This is a genomic window from Pseudomonas sp. Z3-8, from assembly GCF_051131975.1.
In the GTDB taxonomy this organism is placed as follows: Bacteria; Pseudomonadota; Gammaproteobacteria; order Pseudomonadales; family Pseudomonadaceae; genus Aquipseudomonas.
Genome location: NZ_CP071643.1, coordinates 2,435,874 through 2,452,100, shown reverse-complemented (window position 1 = coordinate 2,452,100; position 16,227 = coordinate 2,435,874). Strand labels below are relative to the sequence as shown.

At 63.4% G+C, this 16,227-nt stretch carries 17 protein-coding genes, 2 pseudogenes and 1 riboswitch; of the genes and pseudogenes, 9 read left to right on the top strand and 10 right to left on the bottom strand.

Annotated elements, in window-relative coordinates:
• Positions 1-226: 226 nt before the first annotated feature.
• Positions 227-982, bottom strand: a complete 756-nt coding sequence (locus J3P94_RS11445) for an ArsR/SmtB family transcription factor (RefSeq protein ID WP_434573436.1) — start codon at positions 980-982, stop codon at positions 227-229.
• An 82-nt stretch (positions 983-1,064) separates the two neighbouring features.
• Here J3P94_RS11445 and J3P94_RS11440 point away from each other — a divergent pair, with 82 nt between their 5' ends.
• Positions 1,065-2,183 (top strand): cytochrome P450, encoded by a 1,119-nt coding sequence (locus J3P94_RS11440; protein WP_434573434.1) that lies wholly within the window; start codon positions 1,065-1,067, stop codon positions 2,181-2,183.
• 11 nt (positions 2,184-2,194) lie between these two features.
• Here J3P94_RS11440 and J3P94_RS11435 read toward each other — a convergent pair whose 3' ends face one another.
• Positions 2,195-2,536 (bottom strand): FKBP-type peptidyl-prolyl cis-trans isomerase, encoded by a 342-nt coding sequence (locus tag J3P94_RS11435; protein ID WP_434573432.1) that lies wholly within the window; start codon positions 2,534-2,536, stop codon positions 2,195-2,197.
• 141 nt (positions 2,537-2,677) lie between these two features.
• On the opposite strand from J3P94_RS11435, the gene J3P94_RS11430 reads away from it, so the two are divergent.
• The gene (locus J3P94_RS11430; RefSeq protein WP_434573430.1) at positions 2,678-3,742 is read left to right on the top strand and encodes a M4 family metallopeptidase; all 1,065 of its coding nucleotides are present in this window, start codon (positions 2,678-2,680) and stop codon (positions 3,740-3,742) included.
• Entirely contained in the window at positions 3,739-4,062 is a 324-nt protein-coding gene (locus J3P94_RS11425; RefSeq protein WP_305500309.1) for a protealysin inhibitor emfourin, read from the top strand. The genes J3P94_RS11430 and J3P94_RS11425 overlap by 4 nt, the downstream gene beginning before the upstream one ends.
• 4 nt (positions 4,063-4,066) lie before the next feature.
• Here J3P94_RS11425 and J3P94_RS11420 read toward each other — a convergent pair whose 3' ends face one another.
• Complete coding sequence (locus tag J3P94_RS11420) at positions 4,067-4,375, bottom strand: RcnB family protein (protein WP_434573428.1); 309 nt, start codon at positions 4,373-4,375, stop codon at positions 4,067-4,069.
• Between the two features lie 257 nt (positions 4,376-4,632).
• Here J3P94_RS11420 and J3P94_RS11415 point away from each other — a divergent pair, with 257 nt between their 5' ends.
• Positions 4,633-5,727, top strand: coding sequence for a DNA alkylation repair protein (locus J3P94_RS11415; RefSeq protein WP_434573426.1), 1,095 nt, complete (start codon positions 4,633-4,635; stop codon positions 5,725-5,727).
• Positions 5,728-5,736: 9 nt separating this feature from the next.
• Here J3P94_RS11415 and J3P94_RS11410 read toward each other — a convergent pair whose 3' ends face one another.
• Complete coding sequence (locus tag J3P94_RS11410; protein ID WP_434573424.1) at positions 5,737-7,815, bottom strand: putative bifunctional diguanylate cyclase/phosphodiesterase; 2,079 nt, start codon at positions 7,813-7,815, stop codon at positions 5,737-5,739.
• A 96-nt stretch (positions 7,816-7,911) separates the two neighbouring features.
• On the bottom strand, positions 7,912-8,076 hold the full coding sequence (locus J3P94_RS11405) for a hypothetical protein (RefSeq protein WP_434573422.1): 165 nt from the start codon (positions 8,074-8,076) through the stop codon (positions 7,912-7,914).
• Between the two features lie 34 nt (positions 8,077-8,110).
• Here J3P94_RS11405 and J3P94_RS11400 point away from each other — a divergent pair, with 34 nt between their 5' ends.
• Positions 8,111-8,752 (top strand): DUF1345 domain-containing protein, encoded by a 642-nt coding sequence (locus J3P94_RS11400; protein ID WP_434573421.1) that lies wholly within the window; start codon positions 8,111-8,113, stop codon positions 8,750-8,752.
• Between the two features lie 54 nt (positions 8,753-8,806).
• Here J3P94_RS11400 and J3P94_RS11395 read toward each other — a convergent pair whose 3' ends face one another.
• The 4 genes and pseudogenes from J3P94_RS11395 to J3P94_RS11380 all read right to left on the bottom strand — a co-directional run.
• Positions 8,807-10,108: an ATP-binding protein gene (locus J3P94_RS11395; RefSeq protein ID WP_434573419.1), complete on the bottom strand. Its 1,302-nt coding sequence runs from the start codon at positions 10,106-10,108 to the stop codon at positions 8,807-8,809.
• Between the two features lie 3 nt (positions 10,109-10,111).
• Positions 10,112-10,813 carry a response regulator gene (locus J3P94_RS11390; protein WP_434573417.1) on the bottom strand — a complete coding sequence of 234 codons (702 nt, stop codon included), beginning with the start codon at positions 10,811-10,813 and terminating at the stop codon, positions 10,112-10,114.
• A gap of 216 nt (positions 10,814-11,029) precedes the next feature.
• Positions 11,030-12,214, bottom strand: a complete 1,185-nt coding sequence (locus tag J3P94_RS11385; protein WP_434573415.1) for a pyridoxal phosphate-dependent aminotransferase — start codon at positions 12,212-12,214, stop codon at positions 11,030-11,032.
• Positions 12,215-12,255: 41 nt separating this feature from the next.
• Positions 12,256-12,414, bottom strand: a pseudogene (locus J3P94_RS11380) (methyl-accepting chemotaxis protein); the annotation flags it as partial.
• A 251-nt stretch (positions 12,415-12,665) separates the two neighbouring features.
• Positions 12,666-12,886, top strand: a riboswitch (cobalamin riboswitch).
• Positions 12,887-12,983: 97 nt separating this feature from the next.
• Here J3P94_RS11380 and J3P94_RS11375 point away from each other — a divergent pair.
• The 4 genes and pseudogenes from J3P94_RS11375 to cobM all read left to right on the top strand — a co-directional run bounded on the left by J3P94_RS11375 (position 12,984) and on the right by cobM (position 15,095).
• The gene (locus J3P94_RS11375) at positions 12,984-13,172 is read left to right on the top strand and encodes a CbtB domain-containing protein (protein ID WP_420764493.1); all 189 of its coding nucleotides are present in this window, start codon (positions 12,984-12,986) and stop codon (positions 13,170-13,172) included.
• Positions 13,173-13,183: 11 nt separating this feature from the next.
• Entirely contained in the window at positions 13,184-13,879 is a 696-nt protein-coding gene (locus J3P94_RS11370; RefSeq protein ID WP_434573412.1) for a CbtA family protein, read from the top strand.
• Positions 13,876-14,280, top strand: a complete 405-nt coding sequence (locus tag J3P94_RS11365) for a cobalamin biosynthesis protein (protein ID WP_434573410.1) — start codon at positions 13,876-13,878, stop codon at positions 14,278-14,280. Before J3P94_RS11370 ends, J3P94_RS11365 begins: the two co-directional genes overlap by 4 nt.
• 67 nt (positions 14,281-14,347) lie before the next feature.
• Positions 14,348-15,095: pseudogene (gene cobM / locus J3P94_RS11360) on the top strand (precorrin-4 C(11)-methyltransferase).
• A 445-nt stretch (positions 15,096-15,540) separates the two neighbouring features.
• Here cobM and nfuA read toward each other — a convergent pair.
• Positions 15,541-16,125 carry a Fe-S biogenesis protein NfuA gene (gene nfuA / locus J3P94_RS11355; protein WP_003182850.1) on the bottom strand — a complete coding sequence of 195 codons (585 nt, stop codon included), beginning with the start codon at positions 16,123-16,125 and terminating at the stop codon, positions 15,541-15,543.
• Positions 16,126-16,227 lie beyond the last annotated feature (102 nt).

The following is a 16,227-nucleotide window of genomic DNA, read 5'->3' as shown; positions in this document are numbered from 1 at the left end:
GGTGGGTCAGCTTGCAGATATGTTGGATCTGCAGGCCCCTTCGCGAGCAGGCTCGCTCCCACAGGGATTGCCGGTGTCCAGAAATCCTGGATTCACCTCAAATCTACTGTGGGAGCGAGCCCGCTCGCGAAAGCGGTGGGTAAGCTTGCAGATATGTTGGATTTGCAGGCCCCTTCGCGAGCAGGCTCGCTCCCACAGGGATTGCCGGTGTCCAGAAATCCTGGACTCACCTCAAATCCACTGTGGGAGCGAGCTTGCTCGCGATGGCGCCTGTGGGTACGACATCGACTTCTGCATTGACCCCGAACCGCCCCGCCATTTCCCTGCGTCCGCAGGCCGTCAATGTCAGGGCCCGGCTGTCCAGGTCCTGCCGTACCCATTTGCGCTTGATCACCAGTTGCAGCAACGCCGCGCCCAGGGCTCCGCCCAGATGCGGTCGGCGCATGCTCCAGTCCAGGCACGGGCAGGCGAACCGGCGTCGTTGAAGCATCAGCGTAGAAACGTCCATGCCCAGCCCTTCAAACAGCGCTTCGCCGGATTCACTGAGCCGATAGCCCCGCCCTTCCACCTCCACCAGCCACCCGGCTTCCAGCAAGCGATCATGCAACCGCACCGCCAGCGTACCGGCCATGTGGTCGTAGCAAGTGCGGGCGAACTGCAAGCGATCCGGCGTGCGCGGCGTGAAGGTCGGCCTGGCGCCCTGGCCAATCATCATCAACGCCTCCAGAGCCTCGGCTACGCGCTGGTCGGCGAGGCTGTAGTAACGATGGCGCCCCTGGACGTGCAAACGCACCAAGGCGAGGTCCTTGAGCTTCGCCAAGTGCGCACTCGCGGTGGAAGCGCTGACCTCGGCAATCGCCGCCAACTCCGTGCTGGTGCGGGCGTGGCCGTCCATCAGCGCGCAGAGCATTCGGGTACGGGCCGGTTCGGCAATCGCTGCGGCCACCTGGGACACGCCCATGTCATGGTGTTCTGCGTTCATATTTCGCTCCCGGACGAATCAAGCCATGCATCGACTGGAGATAGTAGCAACACTTTCTCCACCACGAACGAGGCTGCGCTTCATGGACCCGATCACCGCCGCGACTCACGCTGATCCCTACCCTTACTACGCCAGCCTGCAAGACAACGGAGGATTCGGTTTCGACGCGCATCTGAAACTCTGGGTCGCCAGCAGCGCCGAGGCGGTGTGCGCGGTACTGCATCATCCCGATTGCCATGTGCGCCCTGCTGACGAGCCGGTGCCCAAGGCAATTGCCGATGGCCCCGCCGGCCAAGTGTTCGCACACCTGATGCGGATGAACGAAGGCGAACGGCAGCGCTGCCCGAGGGCGGCGATCGCGCCGCGGTTGCAGGACATCGATCCGCGCCAGGTCGAGGCATTGGTCAGGGCACGCTTGCTCAGGGAGGGCGCCGAAGGTCTGCACCAGGCGCAGTTCGTCGGGCCGGCCAGCGTGGTGGCGGCATTGCTGGGTTTCAACCCGGCGGAGAGCCGCCTGATCAGCGAATTGACCGCAGACTTCGTCGCCTGCCTGTCACCCCTGAGCCAGGTGAAGCAGCTTGAAGCCGCGCACCGGGCCAGCGAGCAATTGACGAGCCTTTTCCAGGAACGGATCGAGGCGCAGGACACTCCCTTGCTGAGCCTCATATGCCAGGACTTCGAAGGCGCCGCCCCGAACAGCCGGATCGCCAACCTGATCGGTCTGCTCTCGCAAACCTACGAAGCCACGGCGGGCTTGATCGGCAATGGACTATTGGCGTTAGCTCGCGACCCCGCTTTACATCAACAAGTTCGGGACGATCCCAAACAGATCGGCGCGTTGCTGGCTGAAGTGCAGCGCTTCGACCCGGCGGTGCAGAACACTCGACGCTTCATCGCCATGCCCTGCGAAATCGTTGGCACTGCGCTAGAACCGGGAGATGTGGTACTGGTCCTGCTGGCTTCAGCCAACCGCGACCCGCAGCTCAACCCGCAACCGGACGCCTTGCTGCTGGCTCGCGCCAACCGCCGCAGTTTCAGCTTTGGCAGCGGCCGCCATGAATGCCCTGGCCAAGACTTGGCCATGAACATCGCTCGGGCCACCGTGGAAACAATCCTTGAGCACAATCCACGCCTGGACCGGTTGGCCTGGAGCTATCGCCCCTCGATCAACGGACGCACCCCGCTATTCAGCGACCGCTAAACACGGCGCCATCAATCATCGCGGGTCAGCACTTCTAGCAACTCGATTTCAAAAACCAGGTTGCTGTTGGGCTTGATGTAAGCGCCCATGGAGCGCTCACCATAGGCCAGATGGGCCGGCACCAGCAGCTTGCGCTTGCCGCCGACTTTCATCCCCATCAGGCCGATATCCCAGCCCCTGATCACGCGACCGGTGCCAATCACGCATTGAAAGGGCTTGCCACGACTGTAGGACGAATCGAACTCGGTGCCGTCCTCGAGGGTGCCGCGATATTGAGTGGTAATCAGCGCTCCTTTGACTACGCTTTTGCCGTCGCCCGGTTCCAGGTCGATGATTTGCAGCTCTTCATTCATGGCGTTATTCCTGTGTGATCCAGGCGCGGGGTTTTCGCAGAAATCCGCGCGACAGGCAACCTTTTGCGGCAAAGGGGAACCGCAACGGCCACTTCGGTTCACATGGGTATCGACCCTGCATTTTCAGATAAGGACCTTCTGATGATCGACTCTCGTCCGCTCCACGGTTTCATTCCGCCTTATATCCTCAATCGCATCATTGCCCATGGCTCCGAACAGCAACGTTCCAGCGCCCTGGGCACCTTGACCCACGTCAAGAATCTGCGCCACAACCCTGGCCCGCCGAGCAACCCACCCGCCACGGCGAAACTGCCCAGACCCGGCAAGGCCGGTCATCCACAGCGCAGCGTGCACGACGCGCAGAACACCATGGAGTTGCCCGGCCAGCCGGTACGCCTGGAAGGCCAGGCGGCCAGCGGCGACCCGGCGGTGGACGAAGCGTATGACGCCCTCGGCGCCACCTATGAGTTTTTCTGGAAAGTGCTCGGGCGCGATTCCATCGATAACAAAGGCTTCGCCCTGGTCGGCAGCGTGCATTACGGCCAAGGTTATGAGAATGCCTTCTGGAACGGCGCGCAGATGGTGTTCGGTGACGGTGATGGCGAGATTTTCCAGCGTTTCACCCGCTCCCTGGACGTGGTGGCTCATGAACTGGCCCATGGCGTCACCGAAAGCGAAGCCGGCCTGATCTATGCCAACCAGTCCGGGGCGTTGAACGAGTCGATCTCCGACGTGTTCGGCGTGTTGGTCAAGCAATTCGTATTGGGCCAGACCGCCGACCAGGCCGACTGGCTGATCGGCGCCGACCTGCTCACCGACAGGATCAACGGTGACGGCCTGCGCAGCATGTCCAACCCTGGCACCGCCTACGATGACCCGCTGCTGGGCAAGGACCCGCAACCGGGGCATATGCGCGAATTCGTCATCACCCGTGAAGACAACGGCGGCGTGCACATCAATTCCGGCATTCCCAACCGGGCCTTTTATCTGGTGGCAACAACCCTGGGCGGATTTGCCTGGGAAAAGGCCGGGCGAATCTGGTATGACACTTTGTGCGACAGACAACTGGCCAACGACGCCTCCTTCAGTGCGTTCGCCCGCCTGACCGTCGAGCATGCCCGCCAGCGTTTCGGTGAGCGGGAAGTGCAAGCGGTGCAGGATGGCTGGGCACAGGTGGGCGTCGACCTGAACGAGGAGAACGGATGAAAACCCTTCCAGACCTTGACGATAAAGCCGTGGTCAAGCTGTCACGCCAAGGTGGCGTGGCGGCCATCCATGCCCTGACCCGCCCCCGGGAAATCGAATTCGCCCAGTGCGATATCAACCAGCGCTCGCGCATCTGCTCGGTGCTGGAGGGCTGCCTGCCGCTCACGTCCTCCACGCCGGGTCGGGGCGACCAAAGGTATTTCCAGATCGAGGTACGTTATCGGGCGAACGATCAGGATGACGAGATGGTGCTTCAGGTGCCCGAGGACCGGGCACCTGGCGAGCTTGTCCACTTGTGGGACAAGGGCGAAGTGCTTTGAGGGTCTAGCGTGTAGCGGGAACGATCTTGACGATGGCGCCGGACACGGTTTCGATCAGCAGATACTTGTCGTCGATCTGCACCCATTGCTGCTCGTCGGTCGGCTGCTCAAGTTTCTTCTGTTTCCAGTCCTTCATGGCCCTGTCCGCGCGCTGATAGTCTGCCGGTACCCGGTCATTTTCCACCAGCCGGCGGCCATTGCTCGGCGAATGCTCAAGGGCGTCGCCGGTTTTCTCGACCGCTTGCGCAACGGGCCCAAAGGCTCCGAGGCCGGCGATCAGGACCAGACTGGCGATCAAGGTTGGTTTACGCATAAAAAACTCCAGTTATTCAAGGTACTGAATCTGGGACTGCACTGGCGGCGAATCATTCCTTTTCCATGAACCGCATCTCCGTGGCGAGGGAGCTTGCTCCCGCTGGGTTGCGTAGCAGCCCCAATCCAGACGGCGCGGTCGTTCAATGACATTGCATTTACCGCGCTTACGACTGCTGCGCAGCCGAGCGGGAGCAAGCTCCCTCGCCACGGGTCCGCCATGGCATAGTGGCGAACCCTTGGACCACGGACCTCGCCATGACCTCTTCAGCCCCCGCCCTCAAGGAAATCTTCAACGCCGCGCGCCTTGAACACATCGCCAGCGAAATGCGCGCGGTGTACCCGGCCTTCGATGCCAAGGCGTTCTTGGACCTGGCAAACGACGGATTGGCCGAATTGTCGGTCATGCAGCGCATGGCGCGGGTCAGCGAGTGCCTGCATGAGGTCCTGCCGCTGAGTTACGAAGCCTCGCTGGAGGTGCTGCGGGCCGTGGCCCCGCGTGTGAACAGCATGTTCGTCAGCATGTTCCTGCCGCACTATGTCGCCTCCTACGGTCGGCAAACCTTCGAGCTGTCGATGGACGCGCTCAAGTATTTCACCCGGTTTGGCTCCGCTGAGTTTGCCGTGCGGCATTTCCTGCGCGACGACCTGACGCGCACCCTCGGGGTCATGCATGACTGGGCGCTGGACGCCAACGAGCACGTCCGCCGCCTTGCCAGCGAAGGCAGCCGGCCGCGCTTGCCTTGGTCGTTTCACCTGGAGCCGATCCAGGCCAACCCGGAACTCGCCGCCGGAATCCTTGATGCGCTCAAGGCCGACGACAGCCTGTACGTGCGCAAATCCGTCGCCAATCACCTGAACGACGTGACCAAGCAGCATCCCGATTGGGTCCTGGAGCGGATCGAAGGCTGGCCATTACACGAGCGCCATAGCGCATGGATTGCCCGACACGCGCTGCGCAGCCTGATCAAGCAAGGCAATCCGCGGGCGCTGGCGGTTATCGGCGCGGGCGCCAGGGCGCAGGTGGAAGTTTCCGAGCTGCAAGTGACGCCAGCGGTGATTCGCCTGGGCGAGCCCATCACCTTGTCGTTCAAGGTGCAGTCCACGGCCGGACAAAGCCAGCGCCTGGTGATCGATTACGCGATCGACTATGTGAAAGCATCCGGCGGCACGTCAGCCAAAGTGTTCAAGCTCAAGACCTTCGACCTGCCCGCCCTGGCTTCTGCCAGCCTCAGCCGTTCCCAGCAGATTCGCGAGCTGACCACCCGCCGGCACTACGCGGGCCGGCATGCGGTCCATCTGCTGATCAATGGCGAACGGCTGGGCAGTACCGCGTTCGAGATCGCTCCCTGAACGATCGCCTCAGGCCATCTCGACGCGTCGGGCCTGACGAATGTCCTTCAGGAAGTGTTCGGCCGGCTGCGGATGCCCCAGCAGATACCCCTGCAGCGAATCGCAGCCCAACTGGGTGAGGAAGTCCTGTTGCACATCGGTCTCCACGCCTTCGGCAACGATCCGCAAGCCCAAGGCCTGGCCGAGGGCGACGATGGCCGAGACGATAGCCGCGTCGTCACTGTCGTGCTCAAGATCTCGCACGAAACCGCGGTCGATCTTCAGCTCGTTGGCCGGCAGGCGCTTGAGGTACATCAGGCTCGAATAACCGGTGCCGAAGTCGTCGATGGACAGGTCCACACCCATGTCCGACAGCTGTTGCAGCACCGTCATGCTCGCGTCCGCGTCGCTCATGGCAGTGGTCTCGGTGATTTCCAGGGTCAGGCTGTTGGCCGGCAGATGGTGCGTCTCCAATGCCTTGGCCACGCTCTGCACCAGGCCCGTATGGCAGAACTGCAACGCTGACAGGTTCACCGCGATACGCCAATCGGTGTAGCCCAACACGTACCATTCGCGCATCTGCCGGCAGGCTTCGTTCAGCACCCATTCGCCGATCGGGATGATCAGCCCGGTCTTTTCCGCCAGGTCGATGAAAGTGTCGGGCATCAGCAGGCCCTGGGTCGGATGGTTCCAGCGCAGCAGTGCTTCGGCGCCCACCGGGCGGCCGTTCGCTGCGTCGAACTTTGGCTGGTAATGGAGGCTGAACTGGCGCTGTTCGACCGCGATGCGCAAATCCTGCAGCAGTTGCAGCTGCCGGCGGGCGTTGCTGTTCATCGAGGCGTCGAAAAAGCTGTAGCCATTCTTGCCGGCACCCTTGGCGTGGTACATCGCCGCATCGGCATTCATCAGCAATTCATCGGCGCTCTGGCCATTACCAGGGTACAGCGCGATGCCGACGCTGGCGGAAATCTGCAGGTCATGGTCGGCGACCCGGAACGTGCGACCGATCAGCCCGACCTGACGCGCGGCCAGGCGCAAGGCGTCGTCCGGCTCGGCCAGTTGCACCAGCAGGACAAACTCGTCACCACCGATCCGCGCCAGGGTGTCCTGGCTGCGCAGGTCTTCACGCAGGCGCAGCGCGACGTCCCGCAGCAACAAGTCACCCATGTGATGGCCAAAGGCATCGTTGACCGGTTTGAAGCCGTCCAGATCGATGAACATCAGGGCGAAACAACCGCCCTGCTCTTGCACCCGGTGCATCGCCTGGCCGATGCGATCCGCCAGCAAGACCCGGTTGGGCAGGCCGGTCAGGGGGTCGTGCAGGGCCAGTTGGGTCAGTTCACGATTGGCCTGGGTCAAGGACCTGGCCAGTTCCGCGGTACGGGCTTCCAGGCGTGCATCGAGGATCGAAGTCAGCAAGGCAATCGCCAGCACCGCCAAGGTGGTGATCAGCACCAGGTTATCCAGGCCCTTACCGCTCAAACCGTCCAGGGAACCGCAGAAACTGCCTTCGCTGAACTGCGCCGCGGCCATGCCGGTGTAATGCATGCCGACGATGGCAGCGCCCATCACCACGGCGGCACCGGCGCGAGCGAGACGTACATGAGGGGTGTTCTGGCGCAGGTGAAAGGCGATCCATAACGCCGCCGCGCACGCCACCACGGCTATTACCAATGAGGCGCCGAACAGCGTCGGGTCATAATCGATACCCGGCTGCATCCGCAGGGCCGCCATACCGGTGTAGTGCATGGCGCTGATGCCAGTGCCCATCACCAGCGCGCCGAACACCAGCTGCCAGGCCCGCAGTTGTGGCTGGCTGACCAGCCACAGGGCAAAGCCGCTGGAAAGGATGGCGATCAGCAGCGACAACGCAGTAATCGCCACATCGTAGCCAAGCTCCACCGGCAAGCTGAACGCGAGCATGCCGATGAAATGCATGGACCAGATGCCCACCCCCATCGCCAAGGCACCGCCCGCCATCCAGAAATGCACGGCCCGACCCTGGGCAGTGGCAATGCGTCCGGTCAGGTCCAGCGCGGTATAGGACGCCAGGATCGCGACAAACAGGGAAATCGAAACAAGGGCGGGGGAATAGCTGCCGATGAGCATGGATTTTTCTCGTGGCCAAAAGGCCGAACTGCTTCCATGCCTGGTTGAAAAGTCGGCGATTGTACACAATTGGTACGGCGGTGCACGAACCAAGCATCAAAAAGCCATCATCGGCGGGATATTTGCGACGAAAGACACTTCGCCATCGCGATCAAGCTCGTCCATACACAAATCCATGTGGGAGCGAGCCTGCTCGCGAAGGCGGCAGCCGCCGCAAATGAAGAACCCGAGCCTGACTGCTTCGGCTAAGATCTGATTCATACTCCCCGGCATTACCCCGCCACAGTGAGCTCCCATGCCCCGCCTCACCCGCACTCACCCGCGTCTTTCCTGCGCCACGGTCATCGGCCTGGCGGCGGGCCTGCTGATCCCTGCGGATTCGATCATCGGCAAGGTCCTGATCGGCTGGAACGTCGGGGTCTGGACCTACCTGGCGCTGATGTTCTGGCTGACGGTGCGAGCCAAGGCACCTGACGTCAAGCGCATCGCCGAAACCGAAGACGAGAACGCCGGGTTGGTCCTGCTGATGGTCTGCATCGCGGCCTTGGCGAGCCTGGCGACCATCACCTTCGAACTGGCCGGCAGCCGCGACCTGCAAACCGCAGGCAAGCTGCTGCATTACGGTTTCACTGCATTGACCGTGATCGGTTCATGGCTACTGATCGGGGTGATTTTCAGCGTGCACTACGCGCGCCTGTATTACACCTGGTCCGGCAAGGAGCCCGCCCTGCGTTTTGCCGAGGGACTGACCACGCCGAACTACTGGGACTTTCTGTACTTCTCTTTCACCATCGGCGTGGCGGTGCAGACTTCGGACGTGGGTGTCGCGACGCGGCAGTTGCGCAAGATCGTGTTGGCGCAGTCGTTGATCGGGTTTGTGTTCAACACCGCGATCCTGGGGTTTTCGATCAATATTGCGGCGGGGTTGTTTGGCTGAAGGGGGGCCACTTTGTGGCCCAGCGGGAGCAAGCTCCCTCGCCACAGGAGGTGATCAGCAGGTTGGAGGTAGCCAGAGCCGGAAGCGTGCCCCACCCAGCGGCGAGGCTTCGACCGTCAGGGTGCCGCCCTGGGCTTGCAGGGCGCGGCGGCTGATCGCCAGGCCGAGGCCGAAGCCGCCCGTGGCGCGATCACGGCTGCGGTCCAGCCGGTAGAACGGCTCGAATACCCGCTCACGCTCGCTGTCGGGAATGCCGATGCCGTCATCGTCGACCCAGATTTCGCAGCCTTGCTCGCTGACCAGCACCCCCACCTGGATGCGTTTTTCGCAATAGCGCATCGCATTGCGCAGCAGGTTCTGCAAGGCCCGGGCGGTGAGGCGCGGGTCGAGCTCGAAACGCTCCAGCGCCCCGTGCAGCAAAACGTCGATCACCACCTCCGGCGCCGCCAGGTCCTCATCGAGGCTGCCGAGGATGCTGTCGATGAACTCGTCCAGCGGCACTTCGACCCGCTCCGGCAGGCGCTCTGGGTTCTGCAGGCGGCTATAGGACAACAGCTCCAGCACCAACTCATCCAACTCACGAATGTGCGCCACCAGCCCTTGCAGACGCTCGCGGCTGGGCGCCGGCAAATCCTCGGACAAGGCCAGTGCCAGGCCGAAATCGAGCCGGGTCAAAGGCGTGCGCAGCTCATGGGATACGGCATTGAGCAGGTCGCGCTGCTGATTGAGCAGGTTCTCGATATCGCCCGCCATGGTGTCGAACACATGGGCCAGGCTGCCGATGTTGGAGCGCGGGGCGATATGCGTGCGCTCACCCAGGTGGCCCTTGCCGAAACGCTCGGCGGTGCGCTTGAGCCGCTCCAGGTCGCGCCAGTGCGGCCGCAGCCAGAGCAGCAGGCAGCCGAGCATCGTCGCGCCGATCAGCACGTTGATGCTCCAGTACAGCCAGCTGACATCAGCCGGATCCGGGGGAACGATCATCTTGACCGCGGTGCGCCCATCCAGCGGCGCGGCCGCCAGGGTTCGCCAACCCCAGTCGCCGATGCGCACCACATTCTCACCGCGCTGCAGACGCGCCTGCTCGGCGGCGGTGAAATCCGCATCATCGGTGGCGGCGAGCTCGATGTGCAGCGGCTCGAATTCCTTGTCCATCTGCGCTGCCAGCGCCGGCCATTGCGCGCTGGGCACGGCGCGAAACTGCTTGGCCATCAAGGTTTGCAGGCCACGGGAATAGTCGAGGTTGTAAGTCTGGAAGCGCTCATGGAACAGGCGGATCACCAGTTCCGGCATCAGGTAGATCGCCGCGCTGTAGGAGACGATGGTCACAAGATAGAGGCGAATCAGCAGTTTCCACATCGATCAGCATTCCCACTCGGAACGGCTGAACAGGTAACCCTTGCCCCACACGGTCTTGATCTTGCGCGCCTCGCCGGCGTTGTCGTCGAATTTGCGCCGCAATTTGGAAATGGCCACGTCCACCGAGCGATCGGTGCCGTTGAATTCGATGCCGCGCAAGCGCTGCAAAATCTGGTCGCGGCTGAGCACCTCGCCGGAATGCCGGGCCAGCACCACCAGCAGGTTGTACTCGCCGCTGGACAGCTCCACCGGCTGCCCGCGCCAGGTGACGGTGCGCTCGGACAGATCGATGCACAGGTTGCCCATGACAATACGGTCGTTGACCGTTTGCGGTTCAGCGAGGCTGCTGCGCCGCAGCAGGGTGCGTACCCGCGCCAGCAATACCCGCGGCTCGCAGGGCTTGGTGACGTAGTCATCGGCGCCCATTTCCAGGCCCAGCACCTGGTCGTGGCTGTCATCCCGAGCGGTGAGCATCAGGATCGGCAGGGTCGCCGAATCGGCGCGCAGCAGACGGCAGACCTGCAAGCCATCCAGGCCCGGCAGCATCAGGTCGAGGATCACCAGGTCCGGCGGATTGGCCCGTGCCCGCTCACGGACGTGATCGCCACGGTTGAGGACGCTGACCTGATAGCCGTTGCGCTCCAGATAGCTGGAGATCAGTTCGCAAAGGGCGGCGTCGTCTTCGACGAGGAGGATGTTGGGCATGGGTGGTCCAGAAAATACGGTGGCGCCTGGGCGAGACTCATCGCGAGCAGGCTCGCTCCCACAAGGGTTTCGGTACGCAGCAAAAACCGTGTGGGAGCGAGCTTGCTCGCGATGGCGGTCCCACAGGCGCAAGAAATCTCAAGCCACCTAGGATATACGCCGGCGCCCGTGGTCGAGCAAAACCCTTACACAATTTCACATAGCGTCTACAAAACTTCACCAATCGACCTGCAGCAAGGCCGCCGCACACTCGACGATCCGGAGGCACGCATCCGCCAATTGCACTTTGTCGACCACCAGGCCGATCCGGATATGCCCTGCCGCGCTCGGCCCGAACGCCTCGCCCGCCAGCACCGACACGCCATAGCCGTCGAGCAGGCGCTCGGCAAATGCCTGGGCGGCGAGACCCGTCTGGCGCACGTCGACCATCACGAACATCCCGCCATCAGGCCGTACCGGCCTGAGGCCCGCACGCCCCTCCAGCGCCGCGCACACCAGGTCACGGCGCTGGCGATATTCCTCGCGCATCCGCGCCACTTCAGGCAGATCCCGCTCAAGGGCAACCTGGGCGGCGCGCTGGACGAAGTCCGGCAGGCCGAACAGCATGCACAGCGACAGGTTCGCCAGATGCCCGGCAAGGGACTCGGGGCCGATGGCCCAGCCGATGCGCCAGCCTGTCATGGCGTGGGATTTGGACAGGCTGTTGAGGGTGGCGGTGCGCTCGGCCATGCCCGGCAGGCTGGCCGGGCTGATATGTTCGCCGTCGTAGAGCAAGTCGCTGTAGACCTCATCGCTGATAAGCCACAGGTCATGCTCGATGCACAGTTGCGCCAACGCTTGCCAGGTGGCCAGCGGCAGGCTGGCGCCGGAGGGATTGTTGGGGCTGTTGAGCAGCATCACGCGGGTACGCGGCGTGATCAGCTGGGCCACGTCGGCCGGCTCTACCCGAAAAGCGTTTTCCGGACGCACCGTCACCGGGACCACTTTCGCCCCGCAGGCGCCAAAGACCGCTTCGTAGGTGACGTACATCGGTTCGGCGACGATCACCTCGTCGCCGGGGTCGAGCAGGCATTGCGCGACCGCGAAGACCGCACACTGGGCGCCGGGCAGCACCGTAACGTGCCCGGCGCCCACCGGCTGGCCGCAACGTTGCTGGTGGCGCCGGGCGATGCTGGCGCGCAACGCATGCAGTCCACGGGTATCCGAGTAATGCGTGTCCCCCGCCCGCAGGCTCGCGACGGCGGCCTCGACAATGGCCGGAGGCGTGTCGAAATCCGGATCGCCCACCGACAGCAACAGCACCTCCCTGCCCTGTTCGCGCATGGCCAGCGCCCGGTCATGGATCTGCCAGGCGGCGGCGCCGTCGCCGGTGATGCGTTGAGTCAAGGCTGAAAAGCGCATGCATTGCTCCTGTTCGCGCGGTATCCAGCTTCAACCCTATCTCAAATAACGAAGCGCGCCACCGTCGCATTCAAACCCACCGCCAGGCGCGACAGTTCGTGAGTGGCGTCGCTGGTCTGTTGCGCGCCGCTGGCCGATTGGGTCGCCAGATCACGAATGTTCATCAGGTTGCGGTCCACTTCGCGGGAGACTTGGGCCTGTAAGTCTTGTACAGCTCGGCCTCTTGCGGGGTGGCCGGCAGCGCCGCATAGCTGTATTCAAGCTGCGTAGGGACATGGGAAGACCTCGGATGGTGGTCGAGCGTCCATGCCGCCGGCGTATCGTTTGGGATAATTGTGGGTACGCCTGCCTCGTTATCGGCCCGGCCTGCGGCTTTTGCAGGGCGAGATGAAAAATCCGCCGCATCGGTGGCGCGAAGCCGCGATTGACGCCCCGGCCTCGCCCATGGTCTCCTGTCGGCCTAGTTACGGGTGCCCTTCACAGGGTGAAACGGGAAACCGGTGAATCGTGTGCTTTACTCCAAGGCCACGTCAGTCCGGTGCTGCCCCCGCAACGGTAAGCGAGCGAAGCGTCGAATCCACTGTGCCTTGGCATGGGAAGGTGACGCTTGCAGGCAAGGCTTTGGCCCGGCCCCTCGCGAGCCCGGAGACCGGCCCATGACTCAAGCTCAACAAACCCGCGGTGGGCGGGCGCTGTTCGAATTCTGGCGAGCCCTCGCCCGGGTTTTCATTGCGCTCGCTTCCCCGCCGACAAACCCGAGGGAAGCGCCATGTCGACCATCAGCAGCACCGCCCGCACCACCAGCAGCACTGTCACCCTGAGCCAGCGCCTGAGCGCGGCGGTCCTCGCCTCGATCCTCGGTGCGGGCCTGGTCTACTTCGCCGGTTTCTCCCACATCGAAGCGGTGCACAACGCGGCCCACGACACCCGGCACAGCGCCGCGTTCCCGTGCCACTGAGACCTGACGACATGATCAAGCGTATCGCTCGGACTGCCGGTTTCAGCGGGCTGCTGGCCGCCCTGCTGTTGACTCTTATACAAAGCCTGTGGGTCTCGCCGCTGATTCAGCAAGCCGAAACCTACGAAAAGGCCCCGGCCAGCGAAGTCCATGAGCATGCTTCGGGCGCTGCCCACAGCCACGACGCCGAAGCCTGGGAACCGCAAGACGGCTGGCAACGCCTGCTCGCCACCACCGGCGGCAACCTGGTGGTCGCGGTGGGTTTCGCCCTGATGCTGGCGGGCCTGTACACCTTGCGCGAGCCGACGCGTACGTCCCAGGGCTTGCTTTGGGGCCTGGCCGGTTACGCCACCTTCGTCCTCGCGCCAACGCTTGGCCTGCCACCGGAACTGCCTGGCACGGCGGCGGCTGAGCTGGCCCAGCGGCAGATGTGGTGGATCGGCACGGCGGCGTCCACGGCGGTAGGCATAGCCCTGATTGCCTTCGGCCGGCAGTGGCTGCTGAAGCTTCTGGGTGTTGCGACGTTGCTGGTGCCTCACGTCATCGGCGCGCCGCAGCCTGAAGTCCATTCGATGCTGGCCCCCGAGGCGCTGGAAAGCCAGTTCAAGATCGCCGCGCAACTGACCAATGTCGCGTTCTGGCTCGCCCTGGGCCTGATCAGCGCCTGGCTGTTTCGCCGTGGCGCCCAGGCTCGCCACGACGCATGAATAGCGGGCCGATCCTGGTGGTCGGCCTGGGCTGCCAACGCGGTTGCCCGGCCAGTGCATTGCGGGCATTGCTTGAGCAGACGCTGCTGGCCCATGGCATTGCGCTCGATAATGTACAGGCCTTGGCCAGTATCGATCTCAAGCACGACGAACCGGGCCTGCTGGAGCTGGCCGAGCAATTGGCGCTGCCACTGACCTGCTTCACTGCCGAGCAGTTGGCGGGTTATCAAACCCAGCTCAGCCAGCGTTCCCGGGTCGCCTTCGAGCGTACGGGCTGCCACGGCGTCGCCGAAAGCGCCGCCCTTGCCCTGGCCGATCAACTGGGCGATTCGCCCGCGAGACTGCTGATTACCCGCCAGAAAAGTGCGCAAGCCACTCTGGCATTGGCGGCAGCTTCGTAACCCTCGATAATCGCCGCCGGAATCATGAGCGCTGCTCATGCAAGGCCCTTTTCTACAGGAACCGGTCATGACCGTTTACTTCATCGGTGCCGGCCCCGGCGACCCGGAACTGATCACCGTGAAAGGCCAGCGCCTGATCCACCGTTGCCCGGTGATCATCTACGCCGGCTCCCTGGTGCCGGAGGCCGTGCTCGAAGGCCACAGCGCCGAACAGGTGGTCAACAGCGCAGAGCTGCACCTGGAGCAGATCGTCGAACTGATCAGGATCGCGCATCTGAACGGCCAGGACGTGGCCCGGGTGCACTCCGGCGATCCAAGTCTGTATGGCGCGATCGGCGAGCAGATACGCTGCCTGCGGGAACTGGACATCCCTTTCGAAATCGTTCCGGGCGTCACCGCCACCTCAGCCTGCGCGGGCCCTGCTCGGCGCCGAGCTGACGCTACCGGACGTGTCCCAGAGCGTGATCCTGACCCGCTACGCGGACAAGACCGCGATGCCCGCCGGGGAAGAACTCGCCAGCCTGGCGCAGCATGGCGCAACCATGGCAATTCACCTGGGCGTCAATCACCTGGAAAAAATAGTCGCGGAACTGCTGCCCCACTACGGCGCGGATTGTCCGATCGCGGTGATTCACCGGGCCACGTGGCCGGATCAGGATTGGGTGGTGGGTACGCTGGAGGATATCGCCGGGAAGGTCCAAGCCAAGGGCTTTCGACGTACGGCGCTGATACTGGTGGGGCGTGTGTTGGGCAATGATGTGTTCAGCGAATCATCGCTGTATCGCGCCGGGCATGCGCATCTGTACAGGCCCTGACTCGTCGATATGGCTCAATCGGAATCCCTTGTGGGAGCGAGCCTGCTCGCGAAAGCGGTGGATCAGCCGGCAACGATGTCGAATGTGCCGGCCCCTTCGCGAGCAGACTCGCTCCCACACGATGCGCGCCGGAATCGTGACCCTGACCCGGATCCTGTGGGAGCGAGCTTGCTCGCGAAAGCGGTGGGTCAGTTGGCAACGATGTTGAATGTGCAGGCCTCTTCGCGAGCAGGCTCGCTCCCACAGGGATCGGCGGCGCTCCAAGATGGCATGCTGACCTTAGAAGCTTTTGTGGCGAGGGAGCTTGCTCCCGCTGGACCGCGAAGCGGTCCCTTGGCGACTCACGCGTCAATCACGGAAGACGCGCGGGTTGCCTTGCGATTGCTACGCAATCGAGCGGAAGCAAGCTCCCTCGCCACAGTGTTCTGCGCGCAACTGGCACCTATCAGTAGTAGGCGTTTTCTTTCTGCGTGTGGTCGGTCACGTCGCGTACGCCCTTGAGTTCCGGGATGCGCTCGAGCAAGGTGCGCTCGATGCCTTCCTTCAAGGTCACGTCAGCCTGGCCGCAGCCCTGGCAACCGCCGCCGAACTGGAGCACGGCGATGCCGTCTTCCACCACGTCGATCAGCGACACCTGGCCGCCGTGGCTGGCCAGCCCCGGGTTGATCTCGGTTTGCAGGTAATAGTTGATGCGCTCGTTGACCGGACTGTCGGCGTTGACCATCGGTACCTTGGCGTTTGGCGCCTTGATGGTCAGCTGGCCGCCCATGCGGTCGGTGGCGTAGTCGACCACCGCATCGTCCAGGAAAGCTTCGCTGAACGAGTCGATGTACGCGGTGAAGCTCTTGAGCCCCAGCGCGGTATCTTCGGGTTTTTCTTCTCCCGGCTTGCAGTAGGCAATGCACGTCTCTGCGTACTGGGTGCCGGGCTGGGTGATGAAGATGCGGATCCCGATACCCGGGGTGTTCTGCTTGGACAGCAGGTCGGCCAGGTAATCGTGGGCGGCATCGGTAATGGTAATGGCGGTCATGGAAACTCCTCGCAGGCTTGCCGGCAGTTTACGCCAATCATCGCGCCGGACAAAGTCCCAGTATTTTTGTCAGGAAAGCAGCCGACCGCGCAAGGGCGCTCC